At 69.1% G+C, this 21,632-nt stretch carries 15 protein-coding genes and 2 riboswitches; of the genes, 12 read left to right on the top strand and 3 right to left on the bottom strand.

All coding sequences use genetic code 11. The features are described 5' to 3' along the window. Positions 1–28: 28 nt before the first annotated feature. From A6B37_RS12100 to dcd, 3 genes are all read left to right on the top strand, one after another. Complete coding sequence (locus tag A6B37_RS12100) at positions 29–1,882, top strand: BamA/TamA family outer membrane protein (protein ID WP_246842486.1); 1,854 nt, start codon at positions 29–31, stop codon at positions 1,880–1,882. A 56-nt stretch (positions 1,883–1,938) separates the two neighbouring features. Continuing rightward, on the top strand, positions 1,939–5,526 hold the full coding sequence (locus A6B37_RS12095) for a translocation/assembly module TamB domain-containing protein (protein ID WP_168202213.1): 3,588 nt from the start codon (positions 1,939–1,941) through the stop codon (positions 5,524–5,526). 89 nt (positions 5,527–5,615) lie between these two features. Further along, on the top strand, positions 5,616–6,179 hold the full coding sequence (dcd, locus tag A6B37_RS12090) for a dCTP deaminase (protein ID WP_043546327.1): 564 nt from the start codon (positions 5,616–5,618) through the stop codon (positions 6,177–6,179). A 4-nt stretch (positions 6,180–6,183) separates the two neighbouring features. On the opposite strand, the gene A6B37_RS12085 is transcribed toward dcd, so the two are convergent. Together A6B37_RS12085 and A6B37_RS12080 are read right to left on the bottom strand one after the other, a co-directional pair. Beyond that, positions 6,184–7,035, bottom strand: coding sequence for a GNAT family N-acetyltransferase (locus tag A6B37_RS12085; protein WP_102774041.1), 852 nt, complete (start codon positions 7,033–7,035; stop codon positions 6,184–6,186). A gap of 30 nt (positions 7,036–7,065) precedes the next feature. After that, positions 7,066–7,584: a GNAT family N-acetyltransferase gene (locus tag A6B37_RS12080; protein ID WP_111825863.1), complete on the bottom strand. Its 519-nt coding sequence runs from the start codon at positions 7,582–7,584 to the stop codon at positions 7,066–7,068. A 110-nt stretch (positions 7,585–7,694) separates the two neighbouring features. Here A6B37_RS12080 and A6B37_RS12075 point away from each other — a divergent pair, with 110 nt between their 5' ends. The 9 genes from A6B37_RS12075 to gcvP all read left to right on the top strand — a co-directional run bounded on the left by A6B37_RS12075 (position 7,695) and on the right by gcvP (position 19,488). Then, the gene (locus A6B37_RS12075) at positions 7,695–8,147 is read left to right on the top strand and encodes a hypothetical protein (RefSeq protein ID WP_102774039.1); all 453 of its coding nucleotides are present in this window, start codon (positions 7,695–7,697) and stop codon (positions 8,145–8,147) included. Between the two features lie 128 nt (positions 8,148–8,275). Continuing rightward, entirely contained in the window at positions 8,276–9,184 is a 909-nt protein-coding gene (locus tag A6B37_RS12070) for an NAD(P)-dependent oxidoreductase (protein WP_102774038.1), read from the top strand. Positions 9,185–9,413: 229 nt separating this feature from the next. Further along, positions 9,414–11,675, top strand: coding sequence for an arginine/lysine/ornithine decarboxylase (locus tag A6B37_RS12065; protein ID WP_102774037.1), 2,262 nt, complete (start codon positions 9,414–9,416; stop codon positions 11,673–11,675). Between the two features lie 16 nt (positions 11,676–11,691). Beyond that, positions 11,692–12,894, top strand: a complete 1,203-nt coding sequence (locus A6B37_RS12060) for an NAD(P)/FAD-dependent oxidoreductase (RefSeq protein ID WP_111825862.1) — start codon at positions 11,692–11,694, stop codon at positions 12,892–12,894. 140 nt (positions 12,895–13,034) lie between these two features. Beyond that, complete coding sequence (locus A6B37_RS12055) at positions 13,035–13,649, top strand: superoxide dismutase (protein ID WP_111825861.1); 615 nt, start codon at positions 13,035–13,037, stop codon at positions 13,647–13,649. A 30-nt stretch (positions 13,650–13,679) separates the two neighbouring features. Further along, positions 13,680–14,573 (top strand): ZIP family metal transporter, encoded by an 894-nt coding sequence (locus A6B37_RS12050; RefSeq protein ID WP_102774034.1) that lies wholly within the window; start codon positions 13,680–13,682, stop codon positions 14,571–14,573. Positions 14,574–14,632: 59 nt separating this feature from the next. Further along, positions 14,633–14,728: riboswitch (glycine riboswitch) on the top strand. Between the two features lie 34 nt (positions 14,729–14,762). Continuing rightward, positions 14,763–14,886, top strand: a riboswitch (glycine riboswitch). A gap of 87 nt (positions 14,887–14,973) precedes the next feature. Further along, complete coding sequence (gene gcvT / locus A6B37_RS12045) at positions 14,974–16,074, top strand: glycine cleavage system aminomethyltransferase GcvT (RefSeq protein ID WP_111825860.1); 1,101 nt, start codon at positions 14,974–14,976, stop codon at positions 16,072–16,074. An 83-nt stretch (positions 16,075–16,157) separates the two neighbouring features. Continuing rightward, entirely contained in the window at positions 16,158–16,535 is a 378-nt protein-coding gene (gene gcvH, locus A6B37_RS12040) for a glycine cleavage system protein GcvH (protein WP_102774032.1), read from the top strand. Positions 16,536–16,614: 79 nt separating this feature from the next. Then, on the top strand, positions 16,615–19,488 hold the full coding sequence (gene gcvP / locus A6B37_RS12035; protein WP_111825859.1) for an aminomethyl-transferring glycine dehydrogenase: 2,874 nt from the start codon (positions 16,615–16,617) through the stop codon (positions 19,486–19,488). Between the two features lie 79 nt (positions 19,489–19,567). Here gcvP and A6B37_RS12030 read toward each other — a convergent pair whose 3' ends face one another. Next, complete coding sequence (locus A6B37_RS12030; RefSeq protein ID WP_111825858.1) at positions 19,568–21,523, bottom strand: DUF945 family protein; 1,956 nt, start codon at positions 21,521–21,523, stop codon at positions 19,568–19,570. Positions 21,524–21,632 lie beyond the last annotated feature (109 nt).

Raw genomic sequence — 21,632 nt, 5'->3', positions numbered from 1 at the left:
GCGCGCCTTCTTGGCAGGATGTTGTGTGATGGCGGGCGAGGCGCTGGCCAAGCGCCCGGAGATCATCGTGGACCCGGGCGGCGTGCCGCCGGCCGCGCTGCAGGCCATCACCGAGGCGGTCGACGCCATCGCGCGCCTGGCCGAAGACCAGGACGGCGGTGAAATCAACCGGCTGCGCCGGCGCGCGCGCGACGCGACGCTGGCGGCGCTGGCCACCCAGGGCTATTTCTCGCCCACGGTGACGCTGGAAGCGGGCACCGATATCGGCGGCGAAACCTGGGACATCGGCATCGTCTCGGGCAAGCGCACGACCGTCGGTTCCGTGGACCTGAAATTCACCGGCCGCATCACGCGTCCGGAGTACGCCGACCGCGTGCGCAAGCTGCGCGACGACTGGCAGCTGAAGGTCGGCCAGCCGTTCATCAACAGCGACTGGAACAAGGCCAAGGCCACGCTGCTGGATTCGGTGTCCACGCGCGATTTCCTGCTGGCGCGCATGACCGCCTCCGAGGCCGAGATCCAGGCCGACGAGGCCACGGCGGCGCTGCGGGTCACGATAGACAGCGGGCCGCAGGTGCGCATGGGCGAACTCACCGTCCTGGGCTTGAAGCGCGTGCCGGAAAAACTGATCGACCGCTACGTGCGTTACTCGGAAGGCTCGGCCTACGACCAGGACCGGCTCGACCAATGGCAGCAGGACCTGCAGTCCACCGCGTTTTTTCGCGGCGCCTTCGTGTCGTTGCAGCAGCCTGGCGACGAGAGCGCCCAGCCCACCGATCCCGTCTCGGACCGGGCCCGCGCGCCGGGGGCGGCCGACGCCGCGACCTCGGCGCCGGCGGGCGACCCGACCGTGTCCGGCGCCGTGCCGCCGCCGCCCGCCAAGTACGATTCCGACGGCGACGTGACCCTGCCGGTGCAGGTGCGCGTGGTCGAGGCGCCGCCCAAGCGGCTGTCGGTCTCGGTGGGCGTGGACGATACGGCCGGCGCCAGGCTGGAGAGCCTGTACCGCCAGAACGTGGTGTTCGGCCAGCCGGTCACCATGGAGACCGGCTTCGGCGTGGACCGCCTGCGCCAGCGCGCCTACCTGGACATCTTCATGCCGCCCACCGAGCGCGGCTACAAGGACTCCATCGGCCTGCTGGCCGACCACTCCGACATCGAGGGCCTGGACGTGACGCGCTACGCGCTGGGCGCGACGCGCACGCAGCTGCGCAAGGGTGCCGGCGACAGCCGGGTCGAATACGAAACCCGCTGGGGCATGCTGCTGGCGCACGACCGCGTCAAGATCGACGGCGGCGACGAATACACGCTGCCCACGCTGACCGGCACGGCCGAGTGGCTGCGCCGCGACGTGGACAACAAATACGATCCGCGCGAAGGCAACCTGATCGCGGTGGGCGGCGGCGTCGGCGTCACGCTCGACACCGGCGAGCCCTACACCCGCCTGCGGCTGCGGGCGCAGAAGTGGTGGCCGATAGGCAAGCGCGACGTGCTCACGGTGCGCGGCGAGGTCGGCCGCCTGTGGGCCAAGAGCGACGTGCAGGTGCCCGACGACTTCGGTTTCCGCACCGGCGGCGCGCGCTCGATCCGCGGCTACAAGTACCAGAGCATCGGCGTGAAGCGCGACGACGCGATCGTGGGCGCGCCCACGCTGCTGGTCGGCAGCATCGAGTACGACCACTACTTCAATGAGCGCTGGGGCATGGGCGTGTTCGTGGACGCGGGCGACGCCGCCGAATCCTTCGGCGACATGTCGCTGGCGCTGGGCTACGGGGTCGGCGCGCGCGTGCGCACGCCGGCCGGCCCCTTGTTCCTGGACGTCGCCTACGGCCAGCGCGAGCGCGACCTGCGCCTGCATTTTTCCCTGGGGATTGCGTTTTGAAGCGCTTGCGCAAGTTTCTGCGGCATGTGCTGGTGTGGTGGCTGCCGGGCCTGGCGATGCTGGCCGTGCTGGCCGGCGGCTTCGTATTCTGGCTGGCCGGCTCGCAGAACGGCACGCGGCTGCTGCTGACCACGGCCGCGCAGCAATTGAACGGCCAGGCGCTGGACGTGAACGGTTCGCTGCTGCGGGGCCTGACGGTGGGCCGGCTGGAGCTGGATTTCGACGGCACGCACATCGGCATCGATGGCCTGAGCCTGAACGTGCATTGGCGCGCGCTGGGCGACCGGCGGCTGCACGTGCGCGAGATCGCGGCCGAATCGGTGCAGGTGGCGCTGACCTCCACGCCCGAAACGCCCGCGGAGGCCGGCGACGACGCGCCGTTCACGCTGCCCGAACTGCCGGTGGACATCGCCGTCGACCGGGTGGCGCTGGGCGCCTTCGAACTGCGGCAGGACGGCGAGCCGCTGCCGGTGACGCTGGGCGGCCTGGAAGCCACGTTCGCCGCCGGGCGCACCGGCGGCGCGCAGCTGCGCATCGCGAGCCTGCAAGTCGGCCACGAGGTTGGCACGGCCGACCTGAGCGGCCAGGCCGATCTCCAGGCGCTGGCCGACCCCTGGCCGTTCACCGCGCGGCTGGACGTCACGGCGCACGGCGCCGGCCCCGATTCTCCGCTGTGCGAGCCGGAAAGGCTGCGCGACCGGTATCAACCCAAAAAGCCCCCCGTGTCCGCCAGGCAGGCCCGGGAACAGGCCGCGATCCGCGCCGCGACCCAGGCCCCGGGGGCGCCGCCGCCGGCGCTGGGCGAGGGCGCGCCGTCCTGTCAGGTCTTGCTGCGCGCGGATGCCGCCGGTTCTCTGGACGGCATCCAGGCCAAGCTCGACGGTTCGGGCTCCGGCCTGGTGCTGGACGTGGTCGCCGACCTGGCGCCGCGCACGGCCCTGGTGCTGCGCAGCGCCCGTGCCAACATGGCGCTGCCGGACAAGTCCGCGCTGGCCGCGCAGTTCGACCTGCAGCCGGGGCAGGGGCGCGACCGCCTGACCGGTTCGCTCAGCGCCCAGCGCCTGGACCTGACGCCGTGGCTGGGCGAGGCCATTCCCCCGGCGCTGCTGAGCCTGCGCGCCGACGTGCAGGCCGAGATCGAAAACCTGAGCCAGCTGCGCCACGCCGGCGTGGACCTGCGCTTCGAGGAAGGCAGCCGCTGGAACCGCCAGGCCCTGGCCGGCGCGCTCAAGGCCCAGGTGGACGTGACCGGCTCCGGCGCGCCCGCCGAGGCCTCCGGCGCCGCGGCCGATCCCCTGGCCGGCCTGCGCATCCACGGCCTGGACGTGGACCTGAAGCTGGGGCGCAACCGCGTGCGCGCCAGCGGCGAGCTGGGCGCGGCCGACAGCGCGCTGGCGCTGGACGTCCAGGCGCCGCAGCTCGATGCTTTCTGGCCGGACGTGCCCGGCGGCGCGGAGCTCAAAGGCAAGCTGAGCGGAACGGCGGCCGCGCACCGCGGCGATCTCACCGCCAGCTACACGCCCGCCAAGCCGCGCCCCAAGCAGCTGGGCGCGTCCAAGGCCCAGGCCAGCGTCACGTTCACGGGCGGCTGGGGGCTGGGGCGCCAGGGCGAGGCCGACGCCGCCCTGACCGGCTGGCGCGGCGAGTTCTCGCGCCTGAGCGCCGATACCGCCGGCTTCACGGTGACGGTGGACCGGCCGGTCGCCGTCGCCTATCTGCCGGCGGCCGTTGCGCCGCAGTGGCAATGGCGGGTCGGCCAGACCGCGCTCAGCCTGACCCTGCCGGGCAAGGAACGCCTGACGCTGGCGCACAAGGGCTCGCGCGGCGGCGGCAAGCGCTGGGAGACGGCCGGGCAGGCCGACAATCTGGTCATCACCGCCGCCATGGCGCGCCAGGTGGCCGCCGCGCTCGATCCCGAGGCCGCGGCGCGGCTGGGCAAGCGCCCGGGGCGCGTGAACGCCATGATTCCCGAGGGCCAGCGCCGCATCGCGCTGGACGCGTTGTGGGACCTGAAGTTCGACGGCCGGCTGGCCGGCGCCGCGCGGCTGTCGCGCCGCGAAGGCGACCTGCTGATCCCGGGCGATCCGCCCACGCCGCTGGGCCTGCGCACGCTGGTGCTGGACCTGAACGCCACGCCCATCTCGGCCAACGCCAGCCGGCTGGACGCCAAGCTCAACGTGGTCACGGAGAAGATGGGCGTGGTCAGCGGCACCGGCAGCGCGGTGCTGCTGGTCGACGCCAAGGGCGGCATGGCGCTGGACGCGCGCCAGCCGCTGCGCGCCAAGCTCGACGCCGACATCGCCGACCTGGGCTGGCTCGGCCTGTTCGTGGGCGACACGATGGAAGTCGGCGGCACGCTCAAGGCCAACCTGGAGGCGCAGGGCACGCTGGCCGGCAAATGGAGCGCCAGCGGCAATATCCGCGGCGACAAGCTGCGGGTGGTGCGGATCGACGACGGCGTGCGCCTGATCGACGGCACGCTGGCCGCGCGCGTGAACGGCGACACGCTGGTGCTCGACAGCCTGCGCTTTCCGGCCTCGCTGCGGGTCATGCCGGCGGAATGGCGGACCAAGGAATGGATCACCACCAACCCCGGCGCCAAGGATGGCTACGCCGAGGCCAAGGGGCAATGGAACTTCATCGACGGCGGCGGCAACGTGCGCCTGACCCTGTACCGGTTCCCGGCGCTGCAGCGCTCGGACCGCTACGCCATGGTGTCGGGCACCATCGACCTGAAGGCGGCCATGCCGCGCCTGGAGATCGTGGGCGACCTGAAGGCCGACGCCGGCTGGTTCAGCCTGGAGATCCTGCAGGGCGTGCCGTCGCTGGACGATGACGTCAAGGTGCGCCGCGCCGGCGACGACCCCAACACGGTGTCCACCCCGCTGCAGACCAGCATGGACCTCAAGTTCGACATGGGGCCGCGCTTCTACATCACCGGCATGGGGCTGGACGCCGGCCTGCTGGGCGCCATCCAGATCCGGCTCAACGAGGGCCGGCTGACCGGCTGGGGCCAGCTGCGCACGCGCGGCGGCGGCATCGAGGCCTATGGCCAGAAGCTGCGCCTGAGCCGCGGCACGCTCACGTTCCAGGGGCGGCTGGACAATCCGCTGCTGGATATCGAGGCCCTGCGCACCGGCGAGCAGGTCGAGGCCGGCGTGAAGGTGGTGGGCACCGCCCAGCGCCCGCGCATCGATCTGGTGTCCTATCCGGACGTCAGCGACGTCGAGAAGCTGTCCTGGCTGCTGCTGGGCCGCGGCCCCGACGAAAGCGGCGGCGACGCCGCGCTGCTGATGTCGGTGGGCACGGCGCTGCTGGGCGGCGGGCAGCCGTTCTACAAGCAGTTCGGGCTGGACGACGTCAGCATCCGCACCGGCAACATCGGCAGTTCGGGCAGCCTGCTGCCCGACCGCACCGTGGCCGGCGAAGTCAACCGCGACAGCGACAGCCAGCTGGCCACGCAATTCCTGGTGGCCAGCAAGTCCTTCGCCAACGGCATCACGCTCAGCGTCGAGCAGGCGCTGGCCGGCAGCGACACCGTCGGGCGGGCCAGCTACCGCCTGGCGCGCGGCCTGTCGCTGGACCTGAAAGGCGGCTCGGTCAACGGCATCGAACTGGTGTACCGGACCTTCTTCGGCAACTGAGGGGGACGGCGCCGTTCCCCCGCCTCGGGCGGGGGCCGTCCGCTCGGGATAAAATGACGGCCATTCCATCCCCTAGCACCATTGCCACCATGAGCATCAAAAGCGACCGCTGGATCCGCCGCCAGGCCGAAGCCGGCATGATCGAACCCTTCGAGCCGGGGCAGGTCCGCACGGCCAATGGCGGGCGCATCGTCAGCTACGGCACCAGCAGCTACGGCTACGACGTGCGTTGCGCCGACGAGTTCAAGATCTTCACCAACATCAATTCCACCATCGTCGATCCCAAGAATTTCGACGAAGGCTCGTTCGTGGATTTCAAGGGCGATGTCTGCATCATCCCGCCCAATTCGTTCGCGCTGGCGCGCACCGTCGAGTACTTCCGCATCCCGCGCAGCGTCCTGACGGTCTGCCTGGGCAAGAGCACCTATGCGCGCTGCGGCATCATCGTCAACGTCACGCCGCTGGAACCCGAATGGGAAGGCCACGTGACGCTGGAGTTCTCCAACACCACGCCGCTGCCGGCCAAGATCTACGCCGGCGAAGGCTGCGCGCAGATGCTGTTCCTGGAAAGCGACGAGATCTGCGAAACCTCGTACCGCGACCGCGGCGGCAAGTACCAGGGCCAGCGCGGCGTGACGCTGCCGCGCACCTGATGCCTCAGCCGGCCGGCGCGGGCGCCGGCCGCAGGTAATCGATATCCCATTCGCCTTCGCCGGTCTGGACGAATCCATGCCGGCGGTAGAAGCGGTTCGAGTCGCTGCCGCGCAGCGCGCCCACGCGCACCGGCAGCCCGAGGCGGTCGGCCTCGTCCAGTATCCGCCGCAGCACCTGGCCGCCCAGGCCCTGGCCCGAGGCGTCGGGCCGCAGGTACAGATGGTCCAGGCGCAGGCCGTCGCCGTCCGGGCGCAGCGCATAAAACCCCACCCGTTGCCCGTCCAGCTCGATGGACCAGGTATGTTCCGGCCGGAACGTGGCGCGCAGGCGCGAGCGCGCGCGCTGCGGGTCGAAGCGCCCCAGGCGCTCCAGGCTGGGCCGCATGGCCTCGATGCGCAGCGCCAGCAGGGCTTCGAAATCGGCTTCGCCGACCGGCTCGTAGCGCAGCGCCGGCCGCGCCAGCGCGTCATAGCCCTGTCCCAGGAACTGCAGGATGCAGATGCCGTGCCCGTACGGATCGCTCAGGTGCGCGATGCGGCCCCAGTCATGCGACACCGCGGGGTCTTCCAGCCGCGCGCCGGCCGCGACGGCGCGCTCGACCGCGAGATCGGCGTCGTCCACCACCACGTCCAGATGCACCGGCGTCCAGTGCCGCGCATAGTCGCGCGGCTGGCGCGTGGCGCCCGCGGCGGGCGTGCCGGCGGCTTTTTCGAGCAGGTAGATGGGCGCTTCGGCGCCGCGCATTTCGGCCACCTTGGAGCCCAGCCTGCGTTGCAGCCGCAGCCCGAAGGCGCGGCGGTAGAAATCGATGGCGGGTTCCAGCTCGGGCACGTCGATATTGACGAGGATACGCATGGGAGTCGCTTCTGTGGTTGTCGGGGGCGCTCAGCGGGCCGGCAGCGCCAGCGTCATCAGGGTTTCGTCGTAGTAGCGGCCGTCCACGCACAGGGCCTCGCGCTCGCGCCCGTATTCGACGAAGCCCAGGCCGAGATACAACGCGGCCGCGGCGGCGTTGTTGGAGGTCACGCTCAATTGCACGTGGCGGATGCCGCGCATGGTCGCGGCGTGCGCGATGGCGGCCTGCATCAGCAGCCGCGCCAGGCCGCGGCCGCGGCGCTCGGGCGCGACGTAGACGCTCCAGATGTGCGCTTTGTGGCGCATCTTCAGCTTGCCCTGCCGCGACACCCCCACGATGCCCGCCAGCGCCGGTCCGTCGAACGCGCCGAACATCGCGCCGTCGTTGGCCGGCGCGATCCAGGCGCGTATGTCTTCCAGTGTCAGGGTGTGTTCCTCTTCGTAACTCGATCCGAACGATTCGGGCGTTTCGACCAGCGCGTCCAGGCGCAATTGGCGCAGGGCCGCGGCATCGGCGGGAACCAGGCGACGGACCAGGGGAGGGGACATAGAGAGTGTTGGGAATAGGTAACGTTTTGAGGGCGTTTGGGGCAGTATAGAGGGTCGGGTTGCCTATAATGGGTTCAATGCCGCTTGCGGTTTTCACAAAGGAGCCATCGATGTTCGGTTTCCTCAAGATAAACCAGGACGCCAAGCGCAACGAAGTCCAGGAAGAATTCGTAGCGCGCGTGGCGGATGCCGCGCAGGACTTTGTCCAAGCCGCCGGCCAGACCGGCGCAGTGCTGGACTACTCACCATCCAGCGTGCACGCGCTCGATGAAGCGCTGGAGGCCGCCCACCTGGGCAACCTGCCTCTTACCCCCATGCAGACCGTCGGCGCCGCCGCCTACCTCTACGAGGTCGGACGCCGCGCGCACGGCGGCCTGTACGAAGTGTGCGACGACGAGGACCCGGTGGTGCTGGTCTGCGGCGAACCCGGAACCGAAGTCTGCTTCGGCGCGATCGCCAAGGTCGAACGCCGCATCCGCTACGGCGCCGCCGAAGCGATTCCGCCTTATTTCGAGCAATTCATGGCGGCGCTGCAGGCGGGCGAGGCCCGCACCATCCGTTAGCAGCCGGCGGGCGGCGCATTGACAGCGCCGCCGGTTTTCCAGACACTGGATCGGCCCACGCCTGGCCTCAGCTCCTACCAGGTCGCCTGCATCGCTGCCCGAACGCGATGCGCCACCAGGAGACTGACATGCCCCCACCGCCCGCCCGCATCCTCGTCACCGGCGCCGCCGGCCATCTCGGCCGCAAGGCCCTGGCCATCCTGGCGCGCCAGCCCTGGTGCGCGCAGCTGACCGGCATCGACGTGCAGGTCGACGCCGGCGCGTTCGATCCGGCGCTGCGCGAGCGCCTGACGCTGGTCGCGGCCGACCTGGAGCGTCCCGACCCGGCCTGGACCCGCCATTTCGCCGACGTGGACGCCGTGGTGCACCTGGCGGCCCGCCACTCCACGCCCGACGCCAGCTGGGAAGAGGCGCTGGCGTCCTACGGCATGACCCTGAACGTGCTGACGGCCGCCGCCACGCACGGCGCGCGGCGGCTGTTTTTCTCCTCGTCCAACCACGTCATGGGCGGCTACAAGGACGAGCCGCTGGCCGCCTCGATGGGGCCGGGCAGGCTCACGGTGCGCTGCGAACCGGCGCCGGGCACGCGCTGGTTCGACGGCGAACGCGAAGTGCATGCGCTGGCCTACGCCACCTCGAAGGAGATGGGCGAGCGCCTGTGCCGCGCGTGCTCGGCCATGACCGGCGGCCGCCTGTCCACCGTGGCCGCGCGCATCGGCTGGATCCTGCCGGGCGACAACGATCCGCGCGACATGACGTATTCCGGCGTGGCCCACCGGCGCGCGCCCGACCCGCAGGCGCTGGACGAGCCCGCCCGCCGCGCCCTGGCGTGGTTCCACGACATGTGGCTGTCCAACGGCGATTTCGAACGCCTGCTGGTCGCCGCCCTGACCGCGGACGCCTCGGGCTGGCCCGACGGCAGCGTCATCGTCAACGGGGTGTCGGCCAACCAGGGCAGCGCCTGGGACGTGGAGGACGGGCGCGCGACCATCGGCTACGCGCCGCGCGACGACGTGCGGCGGCGCCTGCGGGGCTGAGCAGGGGCGTTCGGGCCGGCGCGGCCGGGGCGGGTTTTAGCGTGATCACAACGGCGTTCGGGGTATTTCGGGATTTCCCTTAGGTCTGCAGGAAAAACCGCCCTACAATTCGCCCATTCCCGCCGCCCCGGCGGGTGCTCGCGCCGTCTGTCATCAGGCGGATTTTTACCAGCTGTACATTCGTGTCGCCGTACGCGACCGATTCCGCCTTGCCCCCAGGAGCGCCCGCATGAAATTCCGCTTCCCCATCTTCATCATCGACGAGGACTACCGTTCCGAGAACGCGTCCGGCCTGGGCATCCGCGCCCTTTCCGCCGCGATCGAGGCCGAGGGCGTCGAGGTGATCGGGGTGACCAGTTATGGCGATCTGAGTTCCTTTGCCCAGCAGCAGAGCCGCGCCAGCGCCTTCATCCTGTCGATCGACGACGAGGAATTCGACGAGGACTCGCCCGAGGACGTGGCCAGCGCGATCAAGAACCTGCGCGCCTTCATCGGCGAGCTGCGCTTCCGCAACGCCGACATCCCCATCTACCTGTACGGCGAGACCCGCACCTCGGAGCACATTCCGAACGACATCCTGCGCGAGCTGCACGGCTTCATCCACATGTTCGAGGACACCCCCGAATTCGTGGCGCGCCACATCATCCGCGAAGCGCGCAGCTACGTCGACGGCCTGCCGCCGCCGTTCTTCCGCGAACTGGTCAAGTACGCGCAGGACGGCTCGTACTCGTGGCACTGCCCCGGCCACTCCGGCGGCGTGGCCTTCCTGAAAAGCCCGGTCGGCCAGATGTTCCACCAGTTCTTCGGCGAGAACATGCTGCGCGCCGACGTCTGCAACGCGGTCGACGAACTGGGCCAGCTGCTGGACCACACCGGTCCCGTGGCCGAATCCGAACTGAACGCGGCGCGCATCTTCCACGCCGACCACTGCTTCTTCGTGACCAACGGCACCTCCACCTCCAACAAGGTGGTGTGGCACGCCAACGTCGCCGCCGGCGACGTGGTGGTGGTGGACCGCAACTGCCACAAGTCCATCCTGCACGCCATCACGATGACGGGCGCGATCCCGGTGTTCCTGCGCCCCACGCGCAACCACCTGGGCATCATCGGCCCGATCCCGCTGGAAGAATTCCACCCGGACAACATCCGCAAGAAGATCGAGGCCAACCCCTTCGCGCGCGAGGCGGTGAACAAGAACCCGCGCATCCTGACGCTGACGCAGAGCACCTACGACGGCGTCATCTACAACGTCGAAATGATCAAGAAGCAGCTCGGCAGCTACGTCGACACGCTGCACTTCGACGAGGCCTGGCTGCCGCATGCGTCCTTCCACGAGTTCTACCAGGACATGCACGCCATCGGCCAGGACCGCCCGCGCAGCCAGGACGCGATGGTGTTCGCCACGCACTCCACGCACAAGCTGCTGGCCGGCATCTCGCAGGCCTCTCAGATCATCGTGCAGGAATCCGAGACCCGCAAGCTGGACCGCAACGTCTTCAACGAAGCCTACCTGATGCACACGTCCACCTCGCCGCAGTACGCGATCATCGCGTCCTGCGACGTGGCCGCGGCCATGATGGAGCCGCCGGGCGGCACCGCGCTGGTCGAGGAAAGCATCCGCGAGGCCATGGACTTCCGCCGCGCCATGCGCAAGGTGGAATCCGAGTTCGGCAAGAACGACTGGTGGTTCAAGGTCTGGGGCCCGAACCGCCTGGTGTCCGAAGGCATCGGCAACCGCGACGAATGGATCCTGGAGTCCAACGACCACTGGCACGGCTTCGGCGACCTGGCCGAAGGCTTCAACATGCTGGACCCGATCAAGGCCACGGTCATCACCCCGGGCCTGGACATGTCCGGCAGCTTCGGCGAAACCGGCATCCCGGCCGCCCTGGTCTCCAAGTACCTGACCGAGCACGGCGTGGTGGTCGAGAAGACCGGCCTGTATTCGTTCTTCATCCTGTTCACCATCGGCATCACCAAGGGCCGCTGGAACACGCTGCTGACCGCCCTGCAGCAGTTCAAGGACGACTACGACCGCAATCAGCCGCTGTGGCGCATCCTGCCGGAATTCTGCCGCGACCATCGCCGCTACGAGCGCATGGGCCTGCGCGACCTGTGCCAGCAGATCCACGAGGCCTACCGCGAGCGCGACGTGGCCCGCCTGACCACCGAGATGTACCTGAGCGATATGGTTCCGGCGCTCAAGCCCTCGGACGCGTTCGCCCGCATGGCGCACCGCGAGGTCGAGCGCGTCGAGATCGACAAGCTGGAAGGCCGCGTCACCGGCGTGCTGCTGACGCCGTACCCGCCGGGCATCCCGCTGCTGATCCCGGGCGAGCGCTTCAACCGCACCATCGTCCAGTACCTGCAGTTCGCGCGCGAGTTCAACGAACGCTTCCCCGGCTTCGAGACCTACATCCACGGCCTGGCCGACGAAGTGGGCGAGGACGGCGAGAAGCGCTACTACGTCGACTGCCTGAAGGAAGAGTGACGGGTCGCGCGTGTCGATGTTCGATGTAGCCGTGATCGGCGCCGGCGCCGCCGGCATGATGTGCGCAGCGGTGGCCGGCCAGCGCGGCCTGCGCGTGGTGCTGGTCGACCACGCGCAGCGCCTGGCCGAAAAAATCCGCATCTCCGGCGGCGGACGCTGCAACTTCACCAACATCGGCGCCGGGCCGGCCAACTTCCTGTCCGAGAACCCGCATTTCTGCCGCTCGGCCCTGGCGGGCTACACGCCGCAGGACTTCCTGGCGCTGCTCAAGCGTCACCGCATCGCCTGGCACGAGAAGCACCGCGGCCAGCTGTTCTGCGACGATTCCAGCGAATCCATCATCGACATGCTGCGCGCCGAATGCGACGCCGGCTCGGTGCAGTGGCGCATGAACTGTCCGGTGGCCGAGATCGGCCACGGCGAACAGGGCTACACGCTGCACACCGGCCAGGGAACGATCCGCGCGGCCAAGCTGGTGGTGGCCACCGGCGGCATGGCGATTCCGCAGCTGGGCGCCACCGACTTCGGCCTGAAGATCGCGCGCCAGTTCGGCCTGAAAGTGGTCGAGCCGCGGCCCGCCCTGGTGCCGCTGACCTTCGATGCCGCGCAATGGCAGCCGCTGTCGGAGTTGTCCGGCGTGGCGCTGGAAGTCGGCCTGCACACGGGGCAGGGCAAGGCGCGCGGCGAATTCCTGGAAGACCTGCTGTTCACCCATCGCGGCCTGTCGGGGCCGGCCATCCTGCAGATATCCAGTTTCTGGAAGCCGGGCGAACCCATCGTGGTGGACCTGGCGCCGGGCCGCGACCTGGCCGCGGAGCTGCTGGCCTCGAAGTCCGGCAACCGCCAGCAGCTGCACACCGTGCTGGGCGGGCTGTGGCCCAAGCGCCTGGCCGACCGCTGGCTGCACCTGGCCGAGCAGGCCGGCAAGCCCGGGCTGGCGGCGCTGCGCCTGGCCGACGCGCCCGACAAGACCCTGCGCGCGCTGGCCCAGGACATCCACCAATGGACGCTGGTGCCCAGCGGCACGGCCGGCTACAAGAAGGCCGAAGTCATGCGCGGCGGCGTGGACACGCGCGGCCTGGACCAGAAATCCATGCAGGCCAAGGCCGTGCCCGGCCTTTATTTCATCGGCGAAACCGTGGACGTCACGGGCTGGCTGGGCGGCTACAACTTCCAGTGGGCCTGGGCCTCGGGCGTGGCCTGCGGGCGCGCGCTGTAGGGCGGCGGCGCCGATAGCGCGCGGCTATGGCCGGGATGGAAATATCGGCGTTGCGACGTTAAATAAAAATAAATATCATTTGTATTTCAAGGATTGAGTTCGCCCGTCCTATTTTGGGCGCGGCACCCACGGAGATACACATGGCCTACACACTGCCCCCCTTGCCGTACGCCTACGACGCGCTGGAGCCGCACATCGACGCGATGACGATGGAGATCCACTACAGCAAGCATCACCAGACCTACGTCAACAGCCTGAACGCCGCGCTGGAAGGGGCGGGCATCGCCGCCGACGAGCCGGTCGAAGCGCTGGTGGCGCGCCTGGAGCAGCTGCCCGAGGCCGTGCGCGGCGCGGTGCGCAACCACGGCGGCGGCCACGCCAACCACAGCCTGTTCTGGGCCGTGATGTCGCCGGCCGGCGGCGGCGCGCCCGACGGCGCGCTGGCCGCCGCCATCGCGTCCGAGCTGGGCGGCATGGACGCGTTCCGCGAGGCGTTCACCAAGGCCGCGCTGACCCGTTTCGGCAGCGGCTGGGCCTGGCTCTCGGTCACGCCCGAGGGCCGGCTGACGGTCGAGAGCAGCGCCAACCAGGACAGCCCGCTGATGCACGGCAATACGCCCATCCTGGGGCTGGACGTCTGGGAGCATGCCTATTACCTGAAGTACCAGAACCGCAGGCCGGAATACATCGCGGCCTTCTACAATGTCGTCAACTGGCCTGAAGTGGCGCGCCGCTACGCCGCGGCGCAGCGCTGAACGCGACTCTCTGAAGGAGGGCAGCGCCGTATGAATACCTTCAGCCGCCATCGTGTGCGGCCCGCCGCCACCAGCATCAGCGTCTGGACGCTGGCCGTGCTGGTTTCCTGCCTGGCCCTGCACCAGTTGTGGGCGTACCTGGACGTGCGCGCGCCGCACGTGGCCGACGCCCTGCTGGGCGGGCTGGTGGCGGCCGCCGCGACGGCGCTAGGCACCGTGCCCATCCTGTTCGCCCGCAGCATCCCGCAGAAACTGCAGGACAGCATGTTCGGCTTCGGCGCCGGCGTGATGCTGGCGGCCAGCGCCTTCTCGCTGGTGGCGCCCGGCATCGCCGCGGCGCGCGGGCTGGGCTACGGCCCCTGGGGGGCGGGGCTTACGGTGGCGGGCGCCGTGCTGCTGGGGGCCGCGGTGCTGCTGCTCATGGACCGCACGCTGCCGCACGAGCATTTCATCAAGGGACGCGAAGGCATCGAGGCGCACCGGCTGCGCCGCACCTGGCTGTTCGTGTTCGCCATCACGCTGCACAACCTGCCCGAAGGCCTGGCCATCGGCGTGGGCTACGCCGGCAACGATCCCTTGCGCGGCACCGCGCTGGCCACCGGCATCGCGATCCAGGACATCCCCGAGGGGCTGGTGGTGGCCGTGGCGCTGCTGGCCGCGGGCTATCCGCGGGCCTTCGCGGCGGCGCTGGGCATGCTGTCGGGCATGGTCGAGCCCCTGGGCGCGGTGCTGGGCGCGGCCGTGGTCGGCTGGTCGGCGCCGATGCTGCCCTGGGGCCTGGGCTTCGCCGCCGGCGCCATGCTGTTCGTCATCAGCCACGAGATCATCCCCGAGTCGCACCGCAAGGGGCACGAGGTCTACGCCACCTGCGGGCTGATGCTGGGCTTCGTGCTGATGATGCTGCTGGATACCGCGTTGGGTTAGCACGGGCCGCGGTTCCCATTCCCTGCCGATGGCTTTCGTTGTATGCTTTCGCCGCTGTCACGCATGTTGCGGGAGAGAGCGGCCTGTCCATCCGGCCGCCGCCGAAGGCGCAATTCGCCCGGAATCGCTCAGGTAACCCATACCGCCCATGCTTGCCCCGTCCCGGTTTATCACCGCGTGGACACGGCAAAACAGTACTCTGGAGAGACCTGGCGCCGCCCCTGAAACAAGGGACATGTCGAGCAGCCCAGGCGCCGAAGGTGCAAACCCGCCTAGCGGGGCAACTCTCAGGCAAAAGGACAGAGGGGCGGAAGATTCAGCCGTAGTGCAGGGCGCAGCCCGCCTGGCACCACCGGCATTCCGTAACCCTGGCAACCAAGCCGCCCCGGAGTTTCCGCGCATGTCCGCAACCCTCAAACGCACCCCGCTAGCCGAAGAACACGTCGCCGCCGGCGCCCGAATGGTCGATTTCGGCGGCTGGGACATGCCGCTGGCCTACGGCTCGCAACTGGAAGAGCACCACGCCGTGCGCCAGGACGCGGGCATGTTCGACGTCTCGCACATGCTGAACGTGGACATCGCCGGCCCGGACGCGTTCGCCTTCCTGCAGCGCCTGGTCGCCAACGACGTGGCCAAGCTGACCGTGCCCGGCAAGGCGCTGTACAGCTGCATGCTGAACCCGCAGGGCGGCGTGATCGACGATCTCATCATCTATTTCTTCGCTGCCGACGAATGGCGTGTGGTGGTCAACGCCGGCACCGCCGACAAGGACATCGCCTGGATGCAGCGCGTCAAGCAGGCCGGCGGTTTCGACGTGGCCATCACGGCCCGCCGCGACCTCGCCATGGTGGCCGTGCAGGGCCCCAACGCCCGCGCCAAGGTGTGGGCCGCGCGCCCGGCCTGGCAGGCCGCCACCGAGCCGCTGACCCCGTTCGTGGCCGCCGTGGTCGGCGACGACACGCTGGTGGCCCGCACCGGCTACACCGGCGAGGACGGCTTCGAAATCGTGCTGCCCGCCACCGAAGTGGTGCAGCTGTGGCGCGACCTGGCCGCCCAGGGCGTGCGTCCCTGCGGCCTGGGCGCGCGCGATACGCTGCGCCTGGAAGCCGGCATGAACCTCTACGGCCAGGACATGGACGAACTGATCCAGCCGAACCAGGCCGGCCTGACCTGGACGGTGTCGCTGAAGGACGCCGAGCGCCGCTTCATCGGCCGCGAGGCGCTGGAACAGTTCGCCACCCCGGCCGCCTTCCTCGGCCTGAAGCTGCAGGAACGCGGTGTCATGCGCGCGCACATGGCCGTGCGCACCAAGGACGGCATGGGCGAGCTGACCAGCGGCACCATGTCGCCCACGCTGGGCGTGTCCATCGGTTTCGCCCGCCTGCCGCAGAGCGTCAAGCCCGGCGACACGGTCGAGGTCGATATCCGCGGCAAATGGGTGCCCGCCCTGGCCTGCAAATTGCCCTTCGTGCGTAACGGCAAGGCCGTCGAACACTCGTAAACTCGAAGCTTCGCGCGGGACGCCATGGCCGCCCGCGCGAGGCGCGCAACACCATTCATCTACCCGTATTCCCAGGAGCTCCCATGAGTCTGCCCACCGATCGCAAGTACACCGAGTCCCATGAATGGGTCAAAGCCGAGGGCGACGTGTTCGTCGTCGGCATCACCGATACCGCCCAGGACCAGCTGGGCGACCTGGTTTTCGTCGGCGACGTGAAGGTCGGCGCCCAGCTGAAGGCCGGCGAGACCGCCGGCGTGGTCGAGTCGGTCAAGGCCGCCTCCGACATCTACGCGCCCGTGGCCGGCGAAATCGTCGCGTTCAACGAAGAACTCGAAAACAACCCCAACCTGATCAACGAATCCGCCTTCACCGCCTGGATCTTCAAGATCAAGCCGGTCAACGCCGCCGACGCCGACAAGCTGCTGGACGCCGCCGGCTACGAAGCCGTCGCCAACGGCTAAGCCGGTTCTTGCGCGGGAGGTCCGTCCGCCCGCGCAAGCCGCCATCGCGTCCGTCCCCGCCATCCCGAGATCTCCCCCCATGTCGCGCGCCCTAGACACCCATACCGACTTCATTCCCCGCCACATCGGCCCTTCCGACGCCGACCAGGCCGCCATGCTCGCCGTCATCGGCAGCCCCAGCCTGGACGCCCTGATCGACGAAGTCGTGCCGCCCAAGATCCGCAGCCAGGCCCCGCTGGCGCTGCCGCAGTCGCGCAGCGAAACCGACGTGCTGGCCGAGCTCAAGCAGATCGCCGGCCGCAACCAGGTCTACCGCAGCTACATCGGCCAGGGGTACTACGGCACCCATACGCCCAACGTGGTGCTGCGCAACATCCTCGAGAATCCCGCCTGGTACACGGCCTACACGCCGTACCAGCCCGAAATCTCGCAGGGCCGCCTCGAAGCCCTGCTGAACTACCAGACCATGGTCGCCGACCTGACCGGGCTGGACATCTCCAACGCCTCGCTGCTGGACGAAGGCACGGCCGCGGCCGAAGCCATGACCCTGGCGCGCCGCAGCGCCAAGTCCAAGAGCCAGGTGTTCTTCGTCTCGCGCCATGTGCACCCCCAGACCCTCGAAGTCGTGCGCACGCGCGCCGAGGGCCTGGACATCGAACTGGCCGTGGGCGACGAGGCCGAAGGCCTGCCCGAGTGCTTCGGCGTGCTGCTGCAGTACCCGCACAGCACCGGCTCGGTGGCCGACTACCGCAAACTGGCCGAGGCCGCGCACGCGCAGGGCGCGATCGTGGCCGTGGCCACCGACCTGCTGGCGCTGGCCCTGCTGGTCGCGCCGGGCGAGTGGGGCGCGGACATCGCCATCGGTTCGGCCCAGCGCTTCGGCGTGCCGTTCGGCTTCGGCGGCCCGCATGCCGGCTTCATGGCCTGCAAGGACGCCTTCAAGCGCAACATGGCCGGCCGCCTGGTCGGCGTGTCCAAGGACGCGCAGGGCAACCCGGCGATGCGCCTGGCGCTGCAGACGCGCGAACAGCACATTCGCCGCGAGAAAGCCACTTCCAACATCTGCACCGCGCAGGTGCTGCTGGCCGTGATGGCCGGCATGTACGCCGTCTGGCACGGCCCGGCCGGCATCCGCCGCATCGCCGAGCGCGTGCAGCGCAGCACCGCCATCCTGCGCGCCGAGCTCGTCAAGCTGGGCGTGAAGGTCGCCAACGATACCTTCTTCGACACGCTGCTGCTCGAAACCGGCGCGGCCACGCCCGCCATCGTGACGGCGGCCGACTGCGCCCGCATCAACCTGCGCCGCGTCGACGGCGCGCGCCTGGCCGTGTCGCTGGATGAAACCGTGACCGCCGCCGACCTGCAGGCGCTGGTCAACGTCTTCGCCGCCGGCCTGCAGCGCGACGACGTCGAACTCGACCTCGACGCGCTGGACGCGGCCGCCGCCGGCGGCATCCCGACCGGCCTGGCGCGCGAAAGCGCGATCCTGGCGCATCCGGTGTTCTCCAGCGTGCAGTCCGAGACCGACATGCTGCGCTATCTGCGCAAGCTGGCCGACAAGGACCTGGCCCTGGACCGCACCATGATCCCGCTGGGTTCGTGCACCATGAAGCTCAACGCCACGGCCGAGATGATCCCCATCACCTGGCCCGAATTCGCGCTGATCCATCCATTCGCGCCGGCCGAGCAGAGCAAGGGTTACGTCGACCTGATCGACCGCCTGTCGGCCGCGCTGTGCGAAATCACCGGCTACGACAACATCAGCCTGCAGCCGAACTCCGGCGCGCAGGGCGAATACGCCGGCCTGCTGGCGATCCGCGGCTACCACCAGGCCAACGGCCAGCACCAGCGCAACATCTGCCTGATCCCGGCCTCGGCGCACGGCACCAACCCCGCCTCGGCCCAGCTGGCCGGCATGGATGTGGTGGTGGTGGCCTCGGACGCCAACGGCAACGTGGACCTGGCCGACCTGCGCGCCAAGATCGCCCAGGTGGGCGACAAGCTGGCCGCGCTGATGATCACCTATCCGTCGACCCACGGCGTGTTCGAGGAAGCCGTCACCGAAATCTGCGACCTGGTGCACCAGGCCGGCGGCCAGGTCTACCTGGACGGCGCCAACATGAACGCCATGGTCGGCGTGGCCAAGCCGGGCAAGTTCGGTTCCGACGTGTCGCACCTGAACCTGCACAAGACCTTCTGCATCCCGCACGGCGGCGGCGGCCCGGGCGTGGGTCCGGTGGCGGTGCGCGCGCACCTGGCGCCGTACCTGCCGGGCGTGGTCAACGAGCAGGGCAAGCTGTCGGGCGACGCCAAGGTCGGCCCGGTCTCGGCCGCGCCCTTCGGCTCGGCCGGCATTCTGCCCATCCCCTACGTGTACATCGCGCTGATGGGCGCCGACGGCCTGCGCCGCGCCACCGAAGTGGCCATCCTGAACGCCAACTACATCGCCACGCGCCTGCGCGACCACTACCCGGTGCTGTACGCGGGCCGCGACGGCCGCGTCGCGCACGAGTGCATCCTGGACGTGCGTCCGCTCAAGGAAACCAGCGGCATCAGCGCCGAGGACATCGCCAAGCGCCTGATGGACTACGGCTTCCATGCGCCGACCATGAGCTTCCCGGTCGCCGGCACGCTGATGGTCGAGCCGACCGAATCGGAAGGCCGCGCCGAGCTGGACCGCTTCATCGACGCCATGATCTCGATCCGCGAGGAAATCGCCCAGATCGAGCGCGGCGAACGCGACCGCGAGGACAACGTCCTGAAGAACGCGCCGCACACCGCGCAGATGCTGCTGGCCGAAGAATGGCTGCACGACTACCCGCGCCAGCAGGCCGCCTATCCGGTGGCGTCGCTGCGCGAGGCGAAGTACTGGCCGCCGGTGGCGCGCGTGGACAACGCCTACGGCGACCGTAATCTGGTGTGCGCCTGCTTGCCGGTCGAGGCCTACGCGTAACCCGCCCGCCGGCGCACGCCGGCAAAAAAAATCCCCCATCGCAAAACGATGGGGGATTTTCTGTTCTTGACGCGCTGGCTTAGCGCGCCGGCGTCGCCTCGATGGTGGCGGAGAAATCCTCCACGATGCTGAAGTAGGTGTTCAGCATGATCTGCAGGTTCTCCTTGCCGATGCCGCCTTCGGCGTTCATGTCCATCTGCAGCACGGCCTGGTTCTTGTCGTCCAGGTAGGCGCGGGTCCAGCGGTATTGCTGGTTCCAGGCGTTGATGGCCTTGAGCGAGACCGGCTTCTTGCTGCGGAAGGTCGCGGTGGCGACCAGGTCCTGGCACTGTTCGGTGAAGTCGTTGCACAGAAGCTGCATGCGCAGGTCGCTGGCGCCCGTCTGGGCCGGGTCGATGATCAGCACCGGGCCTTCTTCGCCGTCTTCCTTGCGGGTCGAGTACGCCATGTCGGTCAGCATGGCGTTGACGGTGTCGAGGTCGAAGTCCTGCATCAGCTCGGCCGGGCTGGCCGTCGCGGCGGGCTCCAGCTCGCCGCCCAGCGTCGGGTCTTCTGGCTCGCCTTCCTCGTCCATGCCATTCATGCCGGCGGCGCCCAGCAGGCCGGCGAACAGTTCCTCGGCCGGGATCTTGGTGCCGTTGAGGTCGCCCATGCCGTCGGCGAAGGTGAACTTGCCGATGATGTTGTCGCCGTCGTTCTTGCCGACGTTGAGCATTTCGGCCATGCCGGACACCGAGCGCATCTGCTCGTCGGCCTGGCCGCCGGCGGCGACTTCGTCCAGCCCTTCCTGCTTGATGGCGTACTGCACCATCAGGTCGCGCACCATGGGCTTGGAGATGACCAGCGTGGCGTCGATCTTCTTGATGGCCTGGACCGCGATTTCCTGCGGCGTCAGGTTCTTCACGTCCTTCGGGTTGGCCAGGTCCAGCGCGAAGGTCAGCTTGCTTTCGCCCTTGGCGGTCTTCCAGCTGATCGGGTCGATGCTGAAGGAGGGGTTGCCGCTGAGCAGCTTGCCGGCGTTGTCCAGCAGCACGTCGAACTGCTCGTCCTGCAGGCCCTCGTCGCTGGCGCCCATCATGACCTGGCGCAGGATCTGGTTATAGGTGTCCGACAGCTGCTTGACGGCCGGGCCGTCCAGCTTGGCCAGCCGGATGACGGCCTGGCCATTGCCCAGCGCCACGTCGTTGAGCACGATGTCGCCGGTCTGGTAGGTGGCCTCGGCGCTCAGGGTCTTGTCGTCCTCGGCCAGCTTGACGCCGTAGCCCAGGTTGTCGAGCGAGACCTTGACGTCTTCGTCGGGCCTGGCGATGTCGAGGCGCTTGACCTTGAGGCTGGAGTCGCCGATGGACAGGCCGAACTTGCCCATGCGGCTGTCGATGTCCATGGTCAGGCCGGCGACCGTCATCTTGATCGGATCGTCGGACTTCTCGCCGTCGACCGACAGCTTTTCCATCAGCGCATGGGCGGTGACGGCCTGCAGCTTGCGGTCGAAGGTGCCGTTGATGGTCATGCCGCTGAACTCGGCCTTGGTGCCTTCGTGCTCGACCTGCACCGGCGCGATCCGGGCGCTGGAGGTGGCCTGGCCGCCGAAGCTGATGATGGCGTCGCCGGCCACCGGCGTCACGTTCTTGGTCAGCTCGAACAGTTCCTTGAGGTTGTCCGTCTTGGCCACTTCGGTGCGCACGAAGGCCAGCTTGGGCGCGATCGCGCCCTGCGCCACGGCGCTCTTGGGGAAGGGGCCGTGCTCGATGGCGGTGTCGAATTCGACCATGCCTTCGGGCATGTCGGAATCCTTGTCGCTCTTGACGAAGGACAGGCCGTAGCGCGCCTGGGTCGAGAACAGGCCGCGCTCGTACTTCAGTTGGTCGATGCGCAGGCCGAACAGCGGCGTGATCTTGGCCAGCTTTTCATTGGCCTCGGCCAGATGACGCTGCGAGCTTTCTTCGATGCGCTTGCCGGTGTACCACGTGGCGCCTACCCAGCTTCCCGCTCCCACTATGACCACGCCGAGGGTGATCGCTACGCTCTTTTTCATCGTTCTGCTTATATCGTTGATTATCTAGTTGTATTCATCGGCCTGTCAGGCCCGCGGCGAGTATACCGAGGCGGCAGGGCGGCCGAGCGCGCGTGCAGTTACAGAAGAT

Origin of the sequence: Achromobacter sp. HZ01, from assembly GCF_003267925.1 — a bacterium.
GTDB classification, from domain to species: Bacteria; Pseudomonadota; Gammaproteobacteria; order Burkholderiales; family Burkholderiaceae_B; genus Achromobacter; species Achromobacter pulmonis_A.
This window is presented reverse-complemented; position numbering and strand designations above follow the sequence as displayed.

Coding starts and splice junctions, on each gene's coding strand:
- A6B37_RS12030 (WP_111825858.1), bottom strand. CDS start 21,523: ATGAAAAAGAGCGTAGCGATCACCCTCGGCGTGGTCATAGTGGGAGCG.
- A6B37_RS12050 (WP_102774034.1), top strand. CDS start 13,680: ATGAATACCTTCAGCCGCCATCGTGTGCGGCCCGCCGCCACCAGCATC.
- A6B37_RS12080 (WP_111825863.1), bottom strand. CDS start 7,584: ATGTCCCCTCCCCTGGTCCGTCGCCTGGTTCCCGCCGATGCCGCGGCC.
- A6B37_RS12055 (WP_111825861.1), top strand. CDS start 13,035: ATGGCCTACACACTGCCCCCCTTGCCGTACGCCTACGACGCGCTGGAG.
- A6B37_RS12085 (WP_102774041.1), bottom strand. CDS start 7,035: ATGCGTATCCTCGTCAATATCGACGTGCCCGAGCTGGAACCCGCCATC.
- gcvH (WP_102774032.1), top strand. CDS start 16,158: ATGAGTCTGCCCACCGATCGCAAGTACACCGAGTCCCATGAATGGGTC.
- gcvP (WP_111825859.1), top strand. CDS start 16,615: ATGTCGCGCGCCCTAGACACCCATACCGACTTCATTCCCCGCCACATC.
- gcvT (WP_111825860.1), top strand. CDS start 14,974: ATGTCCGCAACCCTCAAACGCACCCCGCTAGCCGAAGAACACGTCGCC.
- dcd (WP_043546327.1), top strand. CDS start 5,616: ATGAGCATCAAAAGCGACCGCTGGATCCGCCGCCAGGCCGAAGCCGGC.
- A6B37_RS12075 (WP_102774039.1), top strand. CDS start 7,695: ATGTTCGGTTTCCTCAAGATAAACCAGGACGCCAAGCGCAACGAAGTC.
- A6B37_RS12100 (WP_246842486.1), top strand. CDS start 29: ATGGCGGGCGAGGCGCTGGCCAAGCGCCCGGAGATCATCGTGGACCCG.
- A6B37_RS12060 (WP_111825862.1), top strand. CDS start 11,692: ATGTTCGATGTAGCCGTGATCGGCGCCGGCGCCGCCGGCATGATGTGC.
- A6B37_RS12065 (WP_102774037.1), top strand. CDS start 9,414: ATGAAATTCCGCTTCCCCATCTTCATCATCGACGAGGACTACCGTTCC.
- A6B37_RS12095 (WP_168202213.1), top strand. CDS start 1,939: ATGCTGGCCGTGCTGGCCGGCGGCTTCGTATTCTGGCTGGCCGGCTCG.
- A6B37_RS12070 (WP_102774038.1), top strand. CDS start 8,276: ATGCCCCCACCGCCCGCCCGCATCCTCGTCACCGGCGCCGCCGGCCAT.